The sequence below is a fragment of the Actinocorallia lasiicapitis genome (genome assembly GCF_054778695.1).
Genome location: NZ_BAAGZI010000005.1, coordinates 1 through 15415 on the forward strand (window position 1 = coordinate 1; position 15415 = coordinate 15415).

A 15415-nucleotide genomic window follows, 5' to 3' on the forward strand; every position below is an offset into this window, starting at 1 on the left:
CATAGCGCATCAGTGACACCGCGCCGAAGTCCTACAGCACTTAAAGGACGATCAGCAGCCCGCCGCCCGCGGCGGCCGGCCGCACCTGCGGCAGGGTGACGCGCACGAACGTCCGGAACGGGCCGTTGCCCAGCGACCGCGCGACCTCCTCCTGCGCGGGATCGCCGCCGCGCAGGACCGCCGCGACCGGAAGGTAGACGTAGGGGTAGCTGACCAGCGTCAACGTGATCGCCGCGCCCTTGAACCCGGCGCTGTCCGGGGCGACCGACAGCCAGGTGAACGCCGCCACATAGCTCGGCACCGCCAGCGGCAGGACCGCGAGGACCGCCCAGAACCGGACGCCCGGCAGCCTGGTCCTGACCGTCAGCCAGGCCAGCGACACCCCGAGCACCAGGCTGGCCGCGACGACCACCGCGGCCAGCGCGAGGCTCCTGCCGAGCAGCCCGGCGGTGCCTTCGGCGGTGACGACCTCCCACGCGAAACCGGCGCCCCGCTCCAGCGACCGGACGGCCAGATACACGAGCGGCAGCAGCGCGAACGCCCCCGCCGCGCAGGCGGGCCCCAGCACGGCCAGGGGCGGACGAACCTGCGTCAACCTAGACCATCCCGACTTCCCGCAGCATGGTCAGGGTCTCCTGCAGCGAGTCGAGCCTGCCGAGGTCGATCGCGGGAGCCTTCAGCGACGCCAGCGGCGGCAGCCCCGGGACGGTGCCGGTGACCCCGGCGGCCAGCGCGTACTCCTTGGTCTTGTCGGCGAAGTAGGTCTGGGCCTCGGTGCCCAGCAGGAAGTCGACGGCCTTCACGGCGTCGGCGTTGCGGTCGGTGCCCTTGAGGATGCCGACGCCCGCCACGTTGATCAGCGCGCCGGGGTCGCCGCCCGGCAGGTAGTGGAGCTTCGCGTTGAGCTGGTCGGCGCCCTTCTCGGCCGCCTTCTCATACCAGTAGTAGTGGTTGAGCAGGCCGAGCCCGACCTGGCCCGAGTCGACGGCGTCGAGCAGCGCGACGTTGTTCTCGTACGCCTTCACCCCGTTGTCCTTGAGGCCCTTGAGCCAGACGCGGGTGGCGTCGTCGCCGTCGATGATCCGCATTCCGGTGACGAAGGTCTGGAACGACGCGTTGGTCGGCGCGTAGCCGACCTTGCCCTTCCACTCCGGCTTCACCAGATCGCGGACGCTGTCGGGGGCCTTGGTGACCTGTTTCGGGTCGTAGGCGAGGACCCTGACCCGGCCGGACAGGCCGATCCAGTCGCCGGACGCGCTGCGGAACCTGGCGTCGACCTTGTCGAGGGTGGCCTGCGGGAGCTTCTCGAGCCGGCCGTCCTTGCCGAGCGCGCCGAGGGCGCCCGCGTCCTGGGACAGGAAGAGGTCGGCGTCGGTCTTGTCGCCTTCCTCCAGGAGCTGGGCGGCGAGCTCGGCGCTGGTGCCGTAGCGGACCTCGACGTCGACGCCCACCGCCTTCTCCAGCTGGGTGATGAGCGGCTGGATCAGGCCTTCGGTGCGGCCCGAGTAGATGACGAGCGCGTCGTCGTCGCCACCGCAGGCGGCGAGCGCGGGGGTCAGGAGGGCGGCGGTCGCGAGCGCGGCGATCCAGCGGTGGAGGGGGTGACGCATGGAGGGCCTTCCAGTGGTACTCGTCATCTTTTAATGTAGGTAAGGCTAACTTAAGATGCTCCGGTGCCCTACCACCAGCCTTGCCTTGATGGTCATAGTTCCGTGTCTTTCGCCGCTGACCTGGCGGTTCATGGGGATCGGACCGCGATCGTCACGGCCGACGGCTCCCTCACCTACGCCGAACTGGCGGCGCAGGTCGCCGAGACCGCGCGGCGGCTGGGCACCGGACGACGGCTCGTGCTGCTCGCCGCGTCCAACACTCTGCCGTCGCTGATCGTCTATCTGGCGGCGCTCGCGGCGGGGCATCCGCTGCTGCTCGTCCCCGCCGGACGGTCCGCGCACGACCTCGTCGCCGCCTACGACCCCGACGTCGTCGCCTGGCCCGACGGCGAGCTCGACGAGCGGCGTGAAGGCACCGCGCACGAACTCCACCCCGAACTCGCGCTCCTGCTGAGCACGTCCGGCTCGACCGGGTCGCCGAAACTCGTCCGGCTCTCCCACCGGAACCTCGCGGCCAACGCCACGGCGATCGCCGAGTACCTCGCGATCCGGCCGTCCGACCAGGCCGCGACCACCTTGCCGATGTCCTACTGCTACGGACTCTCGGTGATCAACAGCCATCTGACGTGCGGCGCCGCGCTGATCCTCACCGAGCTGTCGGTCTCCGACCCGTGCTTTTGGGAGCTGTTCCGTTCGGCCCGCGGGACGACCTTCGCCGGGGTGCCCTACACGTTCGACCTACTCGACCGGATCGGGTTCGACGGGTTCCGGCTGCCGCGGCTGCGCTACGTCACCCAGGCGGGCGGCAGGCTCCCCGCCGACCAGGTCCGCCGGTACGCCGCGCTCGGCGCGGAACAGGGCTGGGATCTGGTCGTCATGTACGGGCAGACCGAGGCCACCGCCCGGATGGCGTATCTGCCGCCCGAGCTGGCGGCCTCCCGTCCCACGGCGATCGGGGTGCCGATCCCCGGCGGCGCGTTCCGGCTCGCCCCGCTGGCCGACCACCCCGAACCCGGCACCGGCGAACTCCTCTACAGCGGGCCGAACGTCATGCTCGGCTACGCCGAGACCCCCGCCGACCTGGCGCTCGGCCGGACCGTGACCGAACTGGCCACCGGCGACATCGCCCGCCGCGCCCCCGACGGCCTCTACGAGGTGACGGGACGCCGCAGCCGCTTCGCCAAGATCTTCGGGCTCCGGATCGACCCCGACCGGATCGAGGCGGCCCTGGCCGCGCAGGGAGTGCACGCGATCTGCGCGGCCGACGACACCGTGCTCGTCGTCGCCGTGCCGTCCGGCGTCCCCGGCCGGATCGCCGGGCTGGTCGCCGTGTCGGCGGGGCTGCCCGCCCACCGGATGGGGGTCCTGGTCCTGCCGGATCCGCCCCGGCTCCCCAACGGCAAGCCCGACCACGCGGCGCTCATCGCGCTCGCGCCCGCGCCGTCCGGGCCGGTTCTCGGGACGGAGCTGTGCGAGCTCTACGCGCGGGTCCTGGGCCGGACGGACGTCGGCGAGGACAGCAGTTTCGTGGGGCTAGGCGGCGATTCGCTGTCCTACGTGGAGATGTCGCTGCTTCTGGAGGAGCGGCTCGGGCCGCTGCCCGTCGACTGGCACCTCAAACCGATCAAGGACTTGCGGCCGAGGGCGTCGCGGCGGCGCACCCTGGAGACGGGGGTGGCGCTGCGGGCCGTCGCGATCGTGCTGATCGTCGGGACGCACATCTCCCTGTTCTCGGTGCGCGGCGGTGCTCATCTGCTGCTGGCCGTGGCGGGGTTCAACCTCGCCAGGTTCCAGCTGACCGCCGCGCCGGCCGGCACACGACGCTCACATCTGCTGCGGAGCCTGACCCGGATCGTGCTGCCGAGCGTCGCCTGGATCGCCTTCGCCGCGATCGTCACCGACGCCTACCAGCTCGACCAGGCGCTGCTACTGCACAGCCTGCTCGCCCGGTCGAGCAACTACTGGTTCGTCGAACTGATCGTCTACCTGCTGGTCGGGTTGATCGCGCTGCTGAGCGTCCCGGCGCTGGACCGGGCCGAGCGTCGCGCGCCGTTCGCGTTCCCGCTGGCGCTGCTGGCCGTCGGGCTCGCCGCCCGGTTCGACGCCTTCGACGTCCGCAGCGGTTTCGGGCTGCCGCAAGCCCTGGCCGCGTTCTGGATGTTCCCGCTCGGCTGGGCCGCCGCGAAGGCCACGCTCCCCTGGCATCGGCTGCTGGTGACGGCCGTCGCGTTCCTGTCGGTGCCCGGCTACTTCGGCTCAGGTGAGCTGGTCCGCGAGACCGTCATCCTCACGGGCGTCACGCTGCTGGTCTGGTTTCCGACGCTGCCCAGTTCGGCCGCACTCAACCGGCTCGCCGGCCTTCTGGCCGGGGCCTCCCTGTACATCTACCTGACTCACTGGCAGGTCTACCCGCTGTTCGCCTCCTTCTCCGAGCTCCTCGCCCTGCTCGCCTCCCTCGCGTTCGGCGTGGCCCTTCCCGCTCTCTGCGCGCGCGCTCACTGGTCCATGCGCAGGGGGGTGGCGGGGGCGAGGACACCGAGGCCGAACAGGTCGACGACCTGGTCGATGAGCTGGTCGGCCTGGGGGGCGTCGAGGTAGGAGTCGACGAACATTTGGGACAGGCCGTAAACCAGGGCCAGCGCGGCGGTGAAGATCAGTTCGGGGTCGGCGGCGCGGAGGTCGCCGCGGTCCTGCCCGGCGACGATCATTTCCCGGACGGCCTCGTTGAACAGCCGGTGGCCCACCTCCATGACCGGGGAGCGGTCGGCGGTGAACAGCGCGGTCCGCAGCAGGCCGAACCGGTGCGGATGCTCCAGCGCGTAGTGGACGAACGCCGTGCCCAGCGCGCGGAACGGCACCTCGCCCGCTGATTCCACGGCCGCCATCTGGACGGCCCCGAAGTCCATGGCGACGGCCTCGGCGACCGCGCCCAGCAGCGCCGCACGGTCGGCGAAGTGCCGGAAGGGCGCCGACGGGGAGACGCCCGCGCGGCGCGCGACCTCGCGGACGGTCACCGCTTCTGCGCCGCCCTCGTCCAACAGCTCGACGGCATGGGCCACCAGCGCCTCCGGCAGGGAGCCGTGGTGGTAGGGCCGTCCGACCCGGGTGTTCATGGAGCCAGTCGTACCACACTTGACACAGCCCGCACGGAAGGATGTAATCAGCGCTCACATCAAATGTGTTCATTGATCACATCGGGAGCGCTCGTGGATCTGCAACGCGGCGGCTGGGCCCCTGAACTCGACGCCGAACTCCGGCCGAGCCAGGGCGCCGTCCCCGAGGGACTGGCCGGAACCCTCTACCGCAACGGCGCGGGCAACCACCTGTCCGACTACGTCATCGACGGCGACGGACTGGTCAGCTCGGTCGCCTTCACTCCGGGACAGCCCGTCCGGGTGCGCTCGAGCTATGTGAAGACCCCCTCCTACCGGGCGTCGCTGGAAGCCCGCGGCGGCGACGGACCGCCGCTGCGGCTCGGCGGCGCGAACGGCCCCGGCGGCGCGCTCCGCAACATGTTCCGGCCGCCCGCCGCGCAGGCCAACACGAGCGTCGCGATGATCGACGACAGGCTGCTGGCCCTCTGGGAAGCCGACATGCCGTGGGAACTCGACCCCGAGACCCTCAAGACCCACGGCCGCTGCGACCTCGACGGCGCCCTGCCCGACCAGGGCCGGGCCGGCACCCCGTTCTCCGCCCACCCCTGCTGGGACCCGGTCACCCGCGAGGTGTGGAACTTCGGCTGCGTCTACGGGCCGCGCCCCGAACTGGTCATCTACCGCTCCCAGCGGGGCACCGGCCTGGAGAAGGTCAGGACGATCCGGCTGCCGAAGCGGTTCATGGTCCACGACTTCGCGATGACCGCCACCCACCTGGTGTTCTGCCTCGGGCCCGTCATCCTCGACCTGCCCGCCATGCTGCTGGGACGCGTCCCGACCTTCGACGCGATGCGCTGGCACGGCGACCAGCCCACCCGGATCCTGCTCGTCCCGCGCGACGGCGGCCCGTTCCGCGTCGTCGAGACCGACCCGTGGTTCCAGTGGCACTTCGCCGGCGCCTACGACGACGGCGACGACGTCGTCTTCGACCTGGTCCGCTTCCGTTCCTGGACGGTCATGCACGAGGCGCTCAGCAGCATGAGCCACCTCACCGACCCGTCCTGCTTCCCCATCGGACGGCTGTGGCGCTACCGGGTCGGCTCGTCGGGCAAGGTCGAGGCGCACCAGCTCCACACCCTGCCGCTGGAGTTCCCGACCATCGACCAGCGCCGCTCGACCGGCGCGCACCGCAACGTCTACGGCGCCGCCGGAACCGACTCGTCAACGGGTATCGCGTTCACCGCGGTCGCCCGCTACGACACCGAACGTGGTGAGGTCGACGTCCACGACTTCGGGACCGGGCACCTCGTCAGCGAACCGATCTTCGTCCCGCGGGAGAAGGGCCAGCTCGACGAGCAGGGCTGGCTGATCACCTACAACACGGAGATCGCCGCCGGGGTCGCGAACATCGTCATCTTCAACGCCCAGTCCGTCGCCGACGGGCCTGTCTGCACCCTGCCCGCCCCGGGCAGCCTCGGGTACACCTTCCACGGGCAGTGGGTCAGCCGATGACCGTCGAACCCGGCACCGAACTGCGGCGGATCACGTCGTTCACCCGCGACGGCCTGGTGTTCGACGTCTCGGACGAAGGGCCGCTCGACGGCGACGTCGTCCTGCTGCTCCACGGTTTCCCGCAGACGTCCAGCTCCTGGGATCTGCTCGCGCCGCTGCTCCACGCGGAGGGCTACCGGACCGTCGCGCCCGACCAGCGCGGCTACTCGCCGGGCGCCCGGCCGCGCGGACGGTTCGCCTACCGGCTGTCCGAGCTGACCGAGGACGCCCTCACGCTGATCGGCGCGCCGGAGCTCGGCGGCCGGAAGGTTCACGTGGTCGGGCATGACTGGGGGGCGTCGGTCGCGTGGGCGCTCGCCAACACCCGGCCGGAGGTCCTGGCGTCGCTGACGGCGCTTTCGGTGCCGCATCCGGCGGCGTTCATGCGGTCGCTGTTCACCAGCCGGCAGTTCCTGATGTCGTGGTACATGTTCGCGTTCCAGCTCCCGCTGCTGCCGGAGCTGATCGTGCGGCAGCTCCACCGGCGGGCCCGCGACCGGATGATCGCGGGCGTGGCGGCGGGCGGGCTGAGCGAGGCCGCCGCCGCACGCGACGCCGACTTCCTGGTCCATTCCGGTGCCCTCACCCCGGCGATCAACTGGTACCGGGCGATGGTGTTCAGCTCCCGCGAACGGCTCGCCAAGATCGACGTCCCGACCCTGTTCGTCCGGAGCGACGGCGACCAGTTCCTCGTCCGCAAAGGTGCTGAGCTGACGCGCCGGTACGTCACCGGCCCGTACACCTTCGCGACCCTCGAAGGGATCGGCCACTGGATCCCCGAGCAGGCCGCGCCCGAGGTGGCCGCGCTGCTCGTCCCGCACCTCAAAGCCCACCCCTGAGAACCGCGGCGGGTCCACCCCACCCGCCCGGCGCATGGAAGGGCCCCCGACCGAAACTCCCCAGGTCGGGGGCCCTTCGTTCTCCTGGTGCGCGCTACTTGCGGTTGCGCTTCTGGGAGAGAGTGCTGGCGGCCGCGGAACGCTCGGCCGGAGTGGCGTCGGCGTCGCGCATCGTCTCCGACGCGTCGGACGCGGTGCGGGCGCCGCTCTTGGTGGTGCGGCCCGAGGCCTGGGACAGTGCGCTGGCGGCGGCCGCCTTCGCCTGCGGGGACGCGTTGGGGTCGCGCAGCGTCTCGCTGGCGTCCGTAGCGGCCTGCTTGCTGGTACGGCCGTCTTTCCTGCCCATGGTCATCACCTTTCGGAGCGGGAGCGCACGCCCCCTCGAAAACCCTTCATATCCGTCATATCCGACTCTTTCTCAAGGTAACGCCATGCTCAGGAACGGAAACTTTGGGTGATCATCAGTGGTGATGCGGGAAGGACGACGGCATGGGACCGATCAGACACGCGCTCGCCATGGCCGGATCGATGGCCTGGCAGATCCTCTGGGCGCTGATCCTCGGTTTCGCGCTGTCAGCCGTCATCCAGGCCGTCGTCCGCAGATCGACGATCACCCGGCTGCTCGGCGACGACAAACCCAAGACCCTCGCGATCGCGGCCGGACTGGGCGCGGCGTCGTCGTCCTGCTCCTACGCGGCCGTCGCGCTGGCCCGGTCACTGTTCCGCAAGGGCGCGAGCTTCACCGCGGCGATGGCCTTCGAGATCGGCTCCACCAACCTCGTCATCGAACTGGGGATCATCCTCGCGCTGCTGATGGGCTGGCAGTTCACCGTCGCCGAGTTCATCGGCGGACCCATCATGATCGTGATCGTCGCGGTGCTGTTCCGGCTCTTCCTGCGCAGCCGGCTGATCAAGGAGGCGCGGGAGCAAGCCGACCGCGGCCTGGCCGGTTCGATGGAAGGCCACGCCAAAATGGACATGTCCGTCAAGAAGGACGGAACGTTCTGGCAGCGCCTGTTCTCCGGCGAGGGCTACACGTCGGTGTCGCATCTGTTCGTCATGGAATGGTCGGCGATCCTGCGGGATCTCGTCGCCGGACTGCTGATCGCGGGGGCCGTCGGCGCGTGGGTGCCGCACTCGTTCTGGAACGCCCTTTTCCTCAGCGACCATCCCGTCCTGTCGACGGTCTGGGGTCCGATCGTCGCCCCGCTGATCGCCATCATGAGCTTCGTCTGCTCAGTCGGCGACGTCCCCCTGGCGGTCGTCCTCTGGAACGGCGGCATCAGCTTCGGCGGCGTCATCGCCTTCATCTTCGCCGACCTGATCATCCTCCCGATCCTCAACATCTACCGTACGTACTACGGCTGGCGGATGGCCCTCTTCATCACCACCACCTTCTACGTAGCCATGGTCCTCGCCGGCTACGCCGTCGAACTCCTCTTCGGCGTCACCGGCCTCACCCCCACCCACCGCAACGCCAAAGCGCTGGAACAGGGCATCACCTGGAACTACACCACCTGGCTCAACATCGCGTTCCTGCTGCTCGCGGCGGTCCTCCTCGTCCGCTTCTTCCGCACCGGCGGCCCCGCCATGCTCAAGATGATGAACGGCAAGCCCATGCGGATGAAGAAGGGAGACATGAAGGGCATGGCGGGCGGGATGGAAGGCATGGCGCGTGGCGAACACTGAATGTGTTCGCTTAGTTACTGAGCGTCACCTAGCTTGTGCACCGTGGATCTTGGCGTGGGGGAGGCAGGTCTCCGCCGCGCACGACGGAAGGTGCGCCATGCGACAGCGGATGCAGACCCTGATGCGGTCTGCCGTTGTGGTGCCGTTGCTGCTGCTGGGGTCGGCGCTGCCGGCCGCGGCGGACGACCCGGAACCGGTGACGGGACTGAACGGCGAGGACTGCTCGGAGTTCGACCTGAACGGCGAGTTCGTGGGCTGTGACGTGGTCGACGGCGGCGGTGAGGCGATCCTCGCCATTCCGCTCGCCGATCCGCTGACCACCGGGGTGATCCTCGGCGGTGCGCTGGCGGTCGTCGTGGTCCGCCGCAGGTCTGCCCAGCGAACTTAGGAGACTCACCATGTCCATCATCTCTCTGTCGGCGAAGGTCGCCGCTGTGGCGTTCGCCGCGACGGCGCTGACCGCCGTCCCGGCCCACGCGGCTCCCGGCGACGCGATCGACGCGAGCGGCGTCCTCACTCCCGAGGCCGCCCTGACCGCGCTGACCGCCGCCCTCAACGCGGCCCGCACCCAGAACATGCAGGTCAGCATCGCCATCGTCTCCCGGACGGGCGCGCTCATCGCGTTCGCCCGCACGGAAGGCGCAGGCCCCGCCTCACCGGAGTCGGCCCGCCGCAAGGCGTTCACCTCGGCCCACTTCGGCGGCCCTTCGGGCGCGTTCGCCGCGGGCGCGACGGGCCCGGCCCCGAACATCTCCCAGATCCCCGGCACCCTGTTCCTCGCGGGCGGCCTCCCGATCCGCGCCAGCTCCGGCACCCCCGCCTACCCTGTCGCCGCCATCGGCGTAGGCGGCGCCCCCCAGGCCACCATCGACGAATCCATCGCCCAAGCCGGCCTGACCGCCATCACCCCCGACCTCTAACCCGGCCCCACCACCACCCAAGGCGTGTCCGCCCCAACGGACACGCCTTCCCCCTTTCCCCGACCTCCCAATCGAGGCCGACGGTCAACTGGGGACCGCTCAGGTTCAGCCGGCGAAGGGGTCGGAGTCCTCGCGAGGGTCTCGGCTTTCGGTGATGGATTTACGGAGTGCGGCCAGGCTGGCGGTCGCGGCGTAGATGCGGCCGCGACCGGCACCCACGGGTTGGGGAAGGCCAAGGTCCGTAAGATGGCGAAAATCCTTGCTGGCGGTGATCTCTGCGATCTCCTCGCCTGCATGATGGAGGACGGCACGGTAGGTCGAGTTGCGGATGCGCATCCCGGAGGCCGCATCGAAGAGTGCGTTGAGGATGCGCTCGGGAAGTCTGTGGGTTTGGACGAGCTTGTCGAGCTCAGCCCAGAGGCGGCCACTCTCCTCGATCCGCCGCCGGTCGGTGCGGACCTGGCGGAGGTGGCCGGTGAGCATGAAGCAAATCCACGGGCGAGCGTCACCCTCAGGATTCCAGCGGCCTCGACCCACCTCAACCAGAACGCGAGGCGGCATTAAGTCCAGGAGGTAAGCATCCCCGCAGGCGCGGGGCCGACGCCGCCTTCAGGACGCTGACGCCCAGGCCACGTGGAGCATCCCCGCGGGCGCGGGGCCAGGGCCAGGAGGTCGTCCAGCTGGTACCAGCCGGGAGCGTCCCCGCGGGCGCGGGGCCGACCACCTTCCCCGCGGGCGCGGGGCCGACGACCTCTCACCCTCGCCGTCCCGGCCGAAGACGGGAACATCCCCGCGGGCGCGGGGCCGACATCCTCCGAGGTGCCTTCCGGCCACTTCAGCCAGGAACATCCCCGCGGGCGCGGGGCCGATGGGCTACCAGAGATCGTGCAGGCCGGCCCGGTAGGAACATCCCCGCGGGCGCGGGGCCGACGTTCATCTTCACCATGGTCTAGTCCTCATCCTCGGAACATCCCCGCGAGCGCGGGGCGGACGACGAACGCGTTCGAGTTGACGACGTAGTCGACGGAACATCCCCGCGGGCGCGGGGCCGACCTGTGACGTCCCCCGTCCCTGTGTCCCTGCCCGGGAACATCCCCTCGGGCGCGGGGCCGACGGACTCCACGCACCCCGACCGTCCGATCTTGTCGGAACATCCCCGCGGGCGCGGGGCCGACGGGCAGAGAGGGCTGATCGCGGCAGTACAACCGGGAACATCCCCGCGGGCGCGGGGCCGAACTGGGCGGCCAGCAGTACCGCTCCACCGTCCGGGGAACATCCCCGCGGGCGCGGGGCCGATCAGGTCGTCGAGTCCCTGACGGCCGCCTCCAAGGGAACATCCCCGCGGGCGCGGGGCCGACTCGACCATCCCCGGCGGCACGAGCCCGTAGAGGGGAACATCCCCGCGGGCGCGGGGCCGACGGAACCTGGACCGCCCGTGGCAGCTCGCCTCCGGGAACATCCCCGCGGGCGCGGGGCCGACTAGGCCAGCGCCACCATCGCCTTGGACGGGTCGGGAACATCCCCGCGGGCGCGGGGCCGACCGATCACGGAGCGCGTCCGCGACCTCCTGATACGGAACATCCCCGCGGGCGCGGGGCCGACTTCAGAATCGAGGCTGGTCGTGCACCTGTTCGCGGAACATCCCCGCGGGCGCGGGGCCGACGAGCCGCCGCGCAGGAAGGGCGAGGATGACGTGGGAACATCCCCGCGGGCGCGGGGCCGACACGCCGGTGACGCCGAACGACTCGGCCGCCCATGGAACATCCCCGCGGGCGCGGGGCCGACCGGCGTCCCATCGGGCGCCGACTGTTTCGGGGAGGAACATCCCCGCGGGCGCGGGGCCGACGCCTTGACCCCGGAGATCCAGAGCCAGGAGACGGGAACATCCCCGCGGGCGCGGGGCCGACCCTCTGAGGCACGCTCACAGTCTGTTTCGGGGAGGAACATCCCCGCGGGCGCGGGGCCGACCTGGGCGAGTGCCTTGCGGCCGACGTCGCCGAGGGAACATCCCCGCGGGCGCGGGGCCGACGCGGGGGTCGCCGATGGAGTGGTAGCCACCCCATGGAACATCCCCGCGGGCGCGGGGCCGACGTCTGCGGGGGCGTACGCCGCTGCTACAAGGAGGGAACATCCCCGCGGGCGCGGGGCCGACGACGTCGTGGTCGCCGCGCCCATCCAGCAGCCCGGAACATCCCCGCGGGCGCGGGGCCGACTCGGTCTCGACGGCGGGCACGAGCGCGCGGCGCGGAACATCCCCGCGGGCGCGGGGCCGACACCGCCGCGAACGAACCCTCGGCGGCGATCGCGGGAACATCCCCGCGGGCGCGGGGCCGACATCTCGTCCAGGAGGGCGACCTCCTGGCTCGCGGGAACATCCCCGCGGGCGCGGGGCCGACTCACCCCCCCCAGAACACTCCAAGTCGATGACCGGAACATCCCCGCGGGCGCGGGGCCGACTTCCCAATCAGCTCGGGGAGTGTCCGGTGGACAGGAACATCCCCGCGGGCGCGGGGCCGACAGGACTACGCCAAAAAGCTGACCGAGAACGCGCGGAACATCCCCGCGGGCGCGGGGCCGACCGATCAGGACGCCGACGATCACTGGCACGATCGGGAACATCCCCGCGGGCGCGGGGCCGACGTCTTGGGATGGCCGTCGCCCAGGTGCTGGACGGGAACATCCCCGCGGGCGCGGGGCCGACACGCCGCGCGTCGGCACCGGCTCCACCCCGGTAGGAACATCCCCGCGGGCGCGGGGCCGACGCGTTCAGGAAGTAGCCCGGCCCCTCCGGCGTCGGAACATCCCCGCGGGCGCGGGGCCGACACCATCTCGTCGTTCAGGCCGCCGATCGTCGACGGAACATCCCCGCGGGCGCGGGGCCGACTCCGGGTGGCCCGACGACGGCCGCCCCGGACGGGGAACATCCCCGCGGGCGCGGGGCCGACACCATCTCGTCGTTCAGGCCGCCGATCGTCGACGGAACATCCCCGCGGGCGCGGGGCCGACCGGGAGCTGGCCGCGCTCCTGTTCTAGATCGAGGGAACATCCCCGCGGGCGCGGGGCCGACGCTTTCCGCGCGTACCCCGACACCATCCCGCCCGGAACATCCCCGCGGGCGCGGGGCCGACGACGCAGCCTCCAGCTATGCCTGGAGCCTCGCGGGAACATCCCCGCGGGCGCGGGGCCGACAACTCCTCGGTCGTGCTGAGGGTGACGGTCATGGGAACATCCCCGCGGGCGCGGGGCCGACACTTGGTGACCTGGGGGTTTGCTTGCGGATCTGGCTGTTTTTGTTTAGTTGAATCGTAGCATTCTGGTCGCTGGGTCCTGGGTGGTGGTTCAGGCTGGTTCCGTCCTCGGCGTGGAGTACAGGGTGGAGATTTGATGATCGACGGTGGAGCGGTGGGGGATTCGAAGCTGTGGGAGCAGCTTGGCGCGTTGTGGGGCAAGTCCGCTGGTAAGGCTGGTGGGCGAATGAATCTGTTGCTGTGTCATCTGTTGGATTCGGCGGCGGTGGCGGAGCTGTTGTGGGATCGCTACCTCGCGTTGTCGGTGCGGACACGTGTCGATGAGATCGCCGGGGGGCCTGGTAAAGGCCGGTCTTTCTTCGCCTGGTTGTGTGGCGTGCACGATTGCGGGAAGGCGACACCGGCGTTCCAGCGGATGGATGAGGCCGGTGCCCGGAAGGTGGAGGCGGCGGGGCTGAAGTGCGCGGACACGGGGCGTTTGAAGTGGCGACATGACGTGGCCGGCGGGAAACTGCTGCGCGAACTCCTCAAGGACGTCGGTTGGGAGGCCGAGCAGATCGACTGGGTGTGGCCGCTGGTGGCAGGCCACCACGGGACCTTCCCGCCGATCGGCAAACTGCGCGAGCCAAAGGGTGCCCTGGGTAATCTGTACGGCAGGGAAGAATGGCGAAAACCGCAACGCGCGTTGGTCGAATTGTTCACCGCGGAGCTCGGATTTGACGGGTTGAAGGACGTCCAGCCGGTGGCGGTACCGAACCGTGCCGAGCAGCTCCATTTGAGCGGGCTGGTGGTGATGGCGGACTGGATCGCCAGCGACGAACGGTACTTCAAAGGCGTCGATGATCTGGTCGGAGTGGGAATCGGAGCGTCGCGGGAGCGGGCGGTCTTGGCGTGGAGGGAGCTGGACCTGGGCAGCGGTTGGTGGAGACTGCGGAGCCCCGGCCCGGAAACATTCCTTGACAGGTTCGGGCACGGGCCGCGGCCGTCGCAATTGCTCGTGATGGAGGCGGCGGCGCGGATGGAACGGCCGGGGCTGGTCATCGTCGAGGCGCCGATGGGTGAAGGTAAGACCAAGGCCGCGTTGATGGCGGCGGAGATCCTTGCGGCCCGGTTCGGCGCGAACGGCCTGTTCATCGGGATGCCGACGCAGGCGACCAGCGATCCAATCTTCTCCCAGCTGAGAGCGTGGGCGGAGAATCTTTCACCGGGCCTGGAAAAGCAGGTCGCGCTGCTGCATGGAAAGCGCCGGTTCAATCAGGAGTGGCGGCGGCTGTTGGAGGGGGCGGGTGACCGGCCCGATGACCTCTACGGCACAGTCGAGGAGGACGCCCAGTACGGGATGGCGCTCGACCAGTGCGGTCCGGCGGAGCGGCTAGCGCCGGCCGAGTGGTTCCTGGGGCCCAAGCGCGGGTTGCTGGCCCATCTGGTGGTCGGGACGATCGACCAGTTGCTGTTCGCCGCGACCCGGACCAAGCACGTGATGCTGCGGATAGCCGGTCTCGTCGGCAAGGTCGTGATTCTCGACGAGGTCCATGCCGCAGACGTGTACATGTCCCAGTTCCTGGTGGAGGGGCTGCGCTGGCTGGGCCAAGCGGGGGTGCCCGTGGTGATGCTGTCGGCGACGCTCCCTCCCGCTCAGCGCAGGACTCTGGTCGAGGCCTACCTGGCTGGGGCGCTCTCACGTGAGGAGCCGCCTGCGCTGTCGCTTCCCGAGCCGCACGGCTATCCGCACGCCACTGCTGTCTGGGCGCATGACGGCGAGCCCCGCAGCTGGTCGGGCCAGAGCCCTTCATGGCGCGACGGCCTCGACGTCCTCCTCGAAGTGCTGGCCGAACCTGAAACGCGCACCGACCAGCCCGCCGACCACGCCGACCGCACCTTCGAGGCCTTGCGCCGTCTTGGTCCGTCAAAACGCTCCTCACCCCCGCCGGCACCGACATCCCCGAAGAGGACACCAACGAGCTCTGGGACGAGAAAGTCGGATCCGTGGCCGGCGGCGTCAACTGGAGCGCCGAAGCGGACATCGTCGTCGATCTCGGTCTGGACCTCGTCCAACCCACCCTGGGCGAAGACCACATCTCTGTCATCGGCCCCGAACTCGACACACCATGACCGTCATCGTCCTCATCGCCGCTCCCGAAGGACTCCGAGGCCACCTCACCCGCTGGATGGTCGAAGTCAACGCCGGAGTCTTCGTCGGCAACCCCAGCCGCCGCATCCGCGACCGCCTCTGGACCCTCCTGGCCACCCGCATCGGCGACGGCCAGGCCATCCTCGTCGAACCCGCCGCCAACGAACAGGGCTGGTCCGTCCGCACCGCAGGCAAAGACCGCTGGCACCCCACCGACTACGACGGCCTCATCCTCTCCGCCCGCCACCGAACCCAACCGAACAAAAACCACCTCCCCAACTGACAACCCCCCAGGTCACGAAGTGTCGGCCCCGCGCCCGCGGGGATGTTCC

Annotated in this window: 14 protein-coding genes, 1 pseudogene and 2 CRISPR repeat arrays (1 of these 17 cut by a window edge); of the genes and pseudogenes, 9 read left to right on the top strand and 6 right to left on the bottom strand. The window is 70.4% G+C overall.

Annotation, left to right across the window (positions count from 1 at the left end; genetic code table 11):
* Nucleotides 1-40: 40 nt before the first annotated feature.
* Nucleotides 41-595, bottom strand: coding sequence for an ABC transporter permease (locus ACYVE7_RS01315; protein WP_460362434.1), 555 nt, complete (start codon nucleotides 593-595; stop codon nucleotides 41-43).
* 1 nt (nucleotide 596) lies between these two features.
* Nucleotides 597-1610, bottom strand: coding sequence for an iron ABC transporter substrate-binding protein (locus ACYVE7_RS01320; protein ID WP_460362436.1), 1014 nt, complete (start codon nucleotides 1608-1610; stop codon nucleotides 597-599).
* A 102-nt stretch (nucleotides 1611-1712) separates the two neighbouring features.
* On the opposite strand from ACYVE7_RS01320, the gene ACYVE7_RS01325 reads away from it, so the two are divergent.
* Nucleotides 1713-4208 carry an AMP-binding protein gene (locus ACYVE7_RS01325; protein WP_460362438.1) on the top strand — a complete coding sequence of 832 codons (2496 nt, stop codon included), beginning with the start codon at nucleotides 1713-1715 and terminating at the stop codon, nucleotides 4206-4208.
* On the opposite strand, the gene ACYVE7_RS01330 is transcribed toward ACYVE7_RS01325, so the two are convergent.
* Nucleotides 4106-4723 carry a TetR/AcrR family transcriptional regulator gene (locus ACYVE7_RS01330; protein WP_460362440.1) on the bottom strand — a complete coding sequence of 206 codons (618 nt, stop codon included), beginning with the start codon at nucleotides 4721-4723 and terminating at the stop codon, nucleotides 4106-4108. The genes ACYVE7_RS01325 and ACYVE7_RS01330 overlap by 103 nt on opposite strands.
* 93 nt (nucleotides 4724-4816) lie before the next feature.
* Here ACYVE7_RS01330 and ACYVE7_RS01335 point away from each other — a divergent pair, with 93 nt between their 5' ends.
* Nucleotides 4817-6217, top strand: a complete 1401-nt coding sequence (locus ACYVE7_RS01335) for a carotenoid oxygenase family protein (protein ID WP_460362442.1) — start codon at nucleotides 4817-4819, stop codon at nucleotides 6215-6217.
* On the top strand, nucleotides 6214-7095 hold the full coding sequence (locus ACYVE7_RS01340; RefSeq protein WP_460362444.1) for an alpha/beta fold hydrolase: 882 nt from the start codon (nucleotides 6214-6216) through the stop codon (nucleotides 7093-7095). Before ACYVE7_RS01335 ends, ACYVE7_RS01340 begins: the two co-directional genes overlap by 4 nt.
* Before the next feature lie 94 nt (nucleotides 7096-7189).
* Here the strand turns inward: ACYVE7_RS01340 and ACYVE7_RS01345 are convergent, their stop codons facing one another.
* Complete coding sequence (locus tag ACYVE7_RS01345; protein WP_460362445.1) at nucleotides 7190-7441, bottom strand: hypothetical protein; 252 nt, start codon at nucleotides 7439-7441, stop codon at nucleotides 7190-7192.
* Nucleotides 7442-7584: 143 nt separating this feature from the next.
* Here ACYVE7_RS01345 and ACYVE7_RS01350 point away from each other — a divergent pair, with 143 nt between their 5' ends.
* The 3 genes from ACYVE7_RS01350 (at nucleotide 7585) to ACYVE7_RS01360 (ending at nucleotide 9704) form a co-directional block, all read left to right on the top strand.
* A complete protein-coding gene (locus ACYVE7_RS01350; RefSeq protein WP_460362447.1) occupies nucleotides 7585-8784 on the top strand; it encodes a permease in 1200 nt (399 codons plus the stop codon).
* A 97-nt stretch (nucleotides 8785-8881) separates the two neighbouring features.
* On the top strand, nucleotides 8882-9172 hold the full coding sequence (locus ACYVE7_RS01355; RefSeq protein ID WP_460362448.1) for a hypothetical protein: 291 nt from the start codon (nucleotides 8882-8884) through the stop codon (nucleotides 9170-9172).
* A gap of 10 nt (nucleotides 9173-9182) precedes the next feature.
* Nucleotides 9183-9704, top strand: a complete 522-nt coding sequence (locus ACYVE7_RS01360) for a GlcG/HbpS family heme-binding protein (protein ID WP_460362450.1) — start codon at nucleotides 9183-9185, stop codon at nucleotides 9702-9704.
* 105 nt (nucleotides 9705-9809) lie between these two features.
* Here the strand turns inward: ACYVE7_RS01360 and ACYVE7_RS01365 are convergent, their stop codons facing one another.
* On the bottom strand, nucleotides 9810-10187 hold the full coding sequence (locus ACYVE7_RS01365; protein WP_460362452.1) for a hypothetical protein: 378 nt from the start codon (nucleotides 10185-10187) through the stop codon (nucleotides 9810-9812).
* Between the two features lie 91 nt (nucleotides 10188-10278).
* A CRISPR array of direct repeats spans nucleotides 10279-12954; the repeat unit is 28 nt; unit sequence GGAACATCCCCGCGGGCGCGGGGCCGAC.
* Between the two features lie 134 nt (nucleotides 12955-13088).
* Between ACYVE7_RS01365 and ACYVE7_RS01370 the strand changes: the two are divergent.
* Nucleotides 13089-13769, top strand: a pseudogene (locus ACYVE7_RS01370) (CRISPR-associated endonuclease Cas3''); the annotation flags it as partial.
* A 555-nt stretch (nucleotides 13770-14324) separates the two neighbouring features.
* Here ACYVE7_RS01370 and ACYVE7_RS01375 read toward each other — a convergent pair.
* Nucleotides 14325-14486 (bottom strand): hypothetical protein, encoded by a 162-nt coding sequence (locus tag ACYVE7_RS01375; RefSeq protein WP_460362454.1) that lies wholly within the window; start codon nucleotides 14484-14486, stop codon nucleotides 14325-14327.
* 452 nt (nucleotides 14487-14938) lie between these two features.
* Here ACYVE7_RS01375 and ACYVE7_RS01380 point away from each other — a divergent pair, with 452 nt between their 5' ends.
* Both ACYVE7_RS01380 and cas2e read left to right on the top strand, forming a co-directional pair.
* Entirely contained in the window at nucleotides 14939-15064 is a 126-nt protein-coding gene (locus tag ACYVE7_RS01380; protein ID WP_460362456.1) for a hypothetical protein, read from the top strand.
* Nucleotides 15061-15366, top strand: a complete 306-nt coding sequence (cas2e, locus tag ACYVE7_RS01385; RefSeq protein ID WP_460362458.1) for a type I-E CRISPR-associated endoribonuclease Cas2e — start codon at nucleotides 15061-15063, stop codon at nucleotides 15364-15366. Before ACYVE7_RS01380 ends, cas2e begins: the two co-directional genes overlap by 4 nt.
* 21 nt (nucleotides 15367-15387) lie before the next feature.
* Nucleotides 15388-15415: direct repeats of the CRISPR family, unit length 28 nt; unit sequence GTCGGCCCCGCGCCCGCGGGGATGTTCC; it runs 1953 nt beyond the window's last position.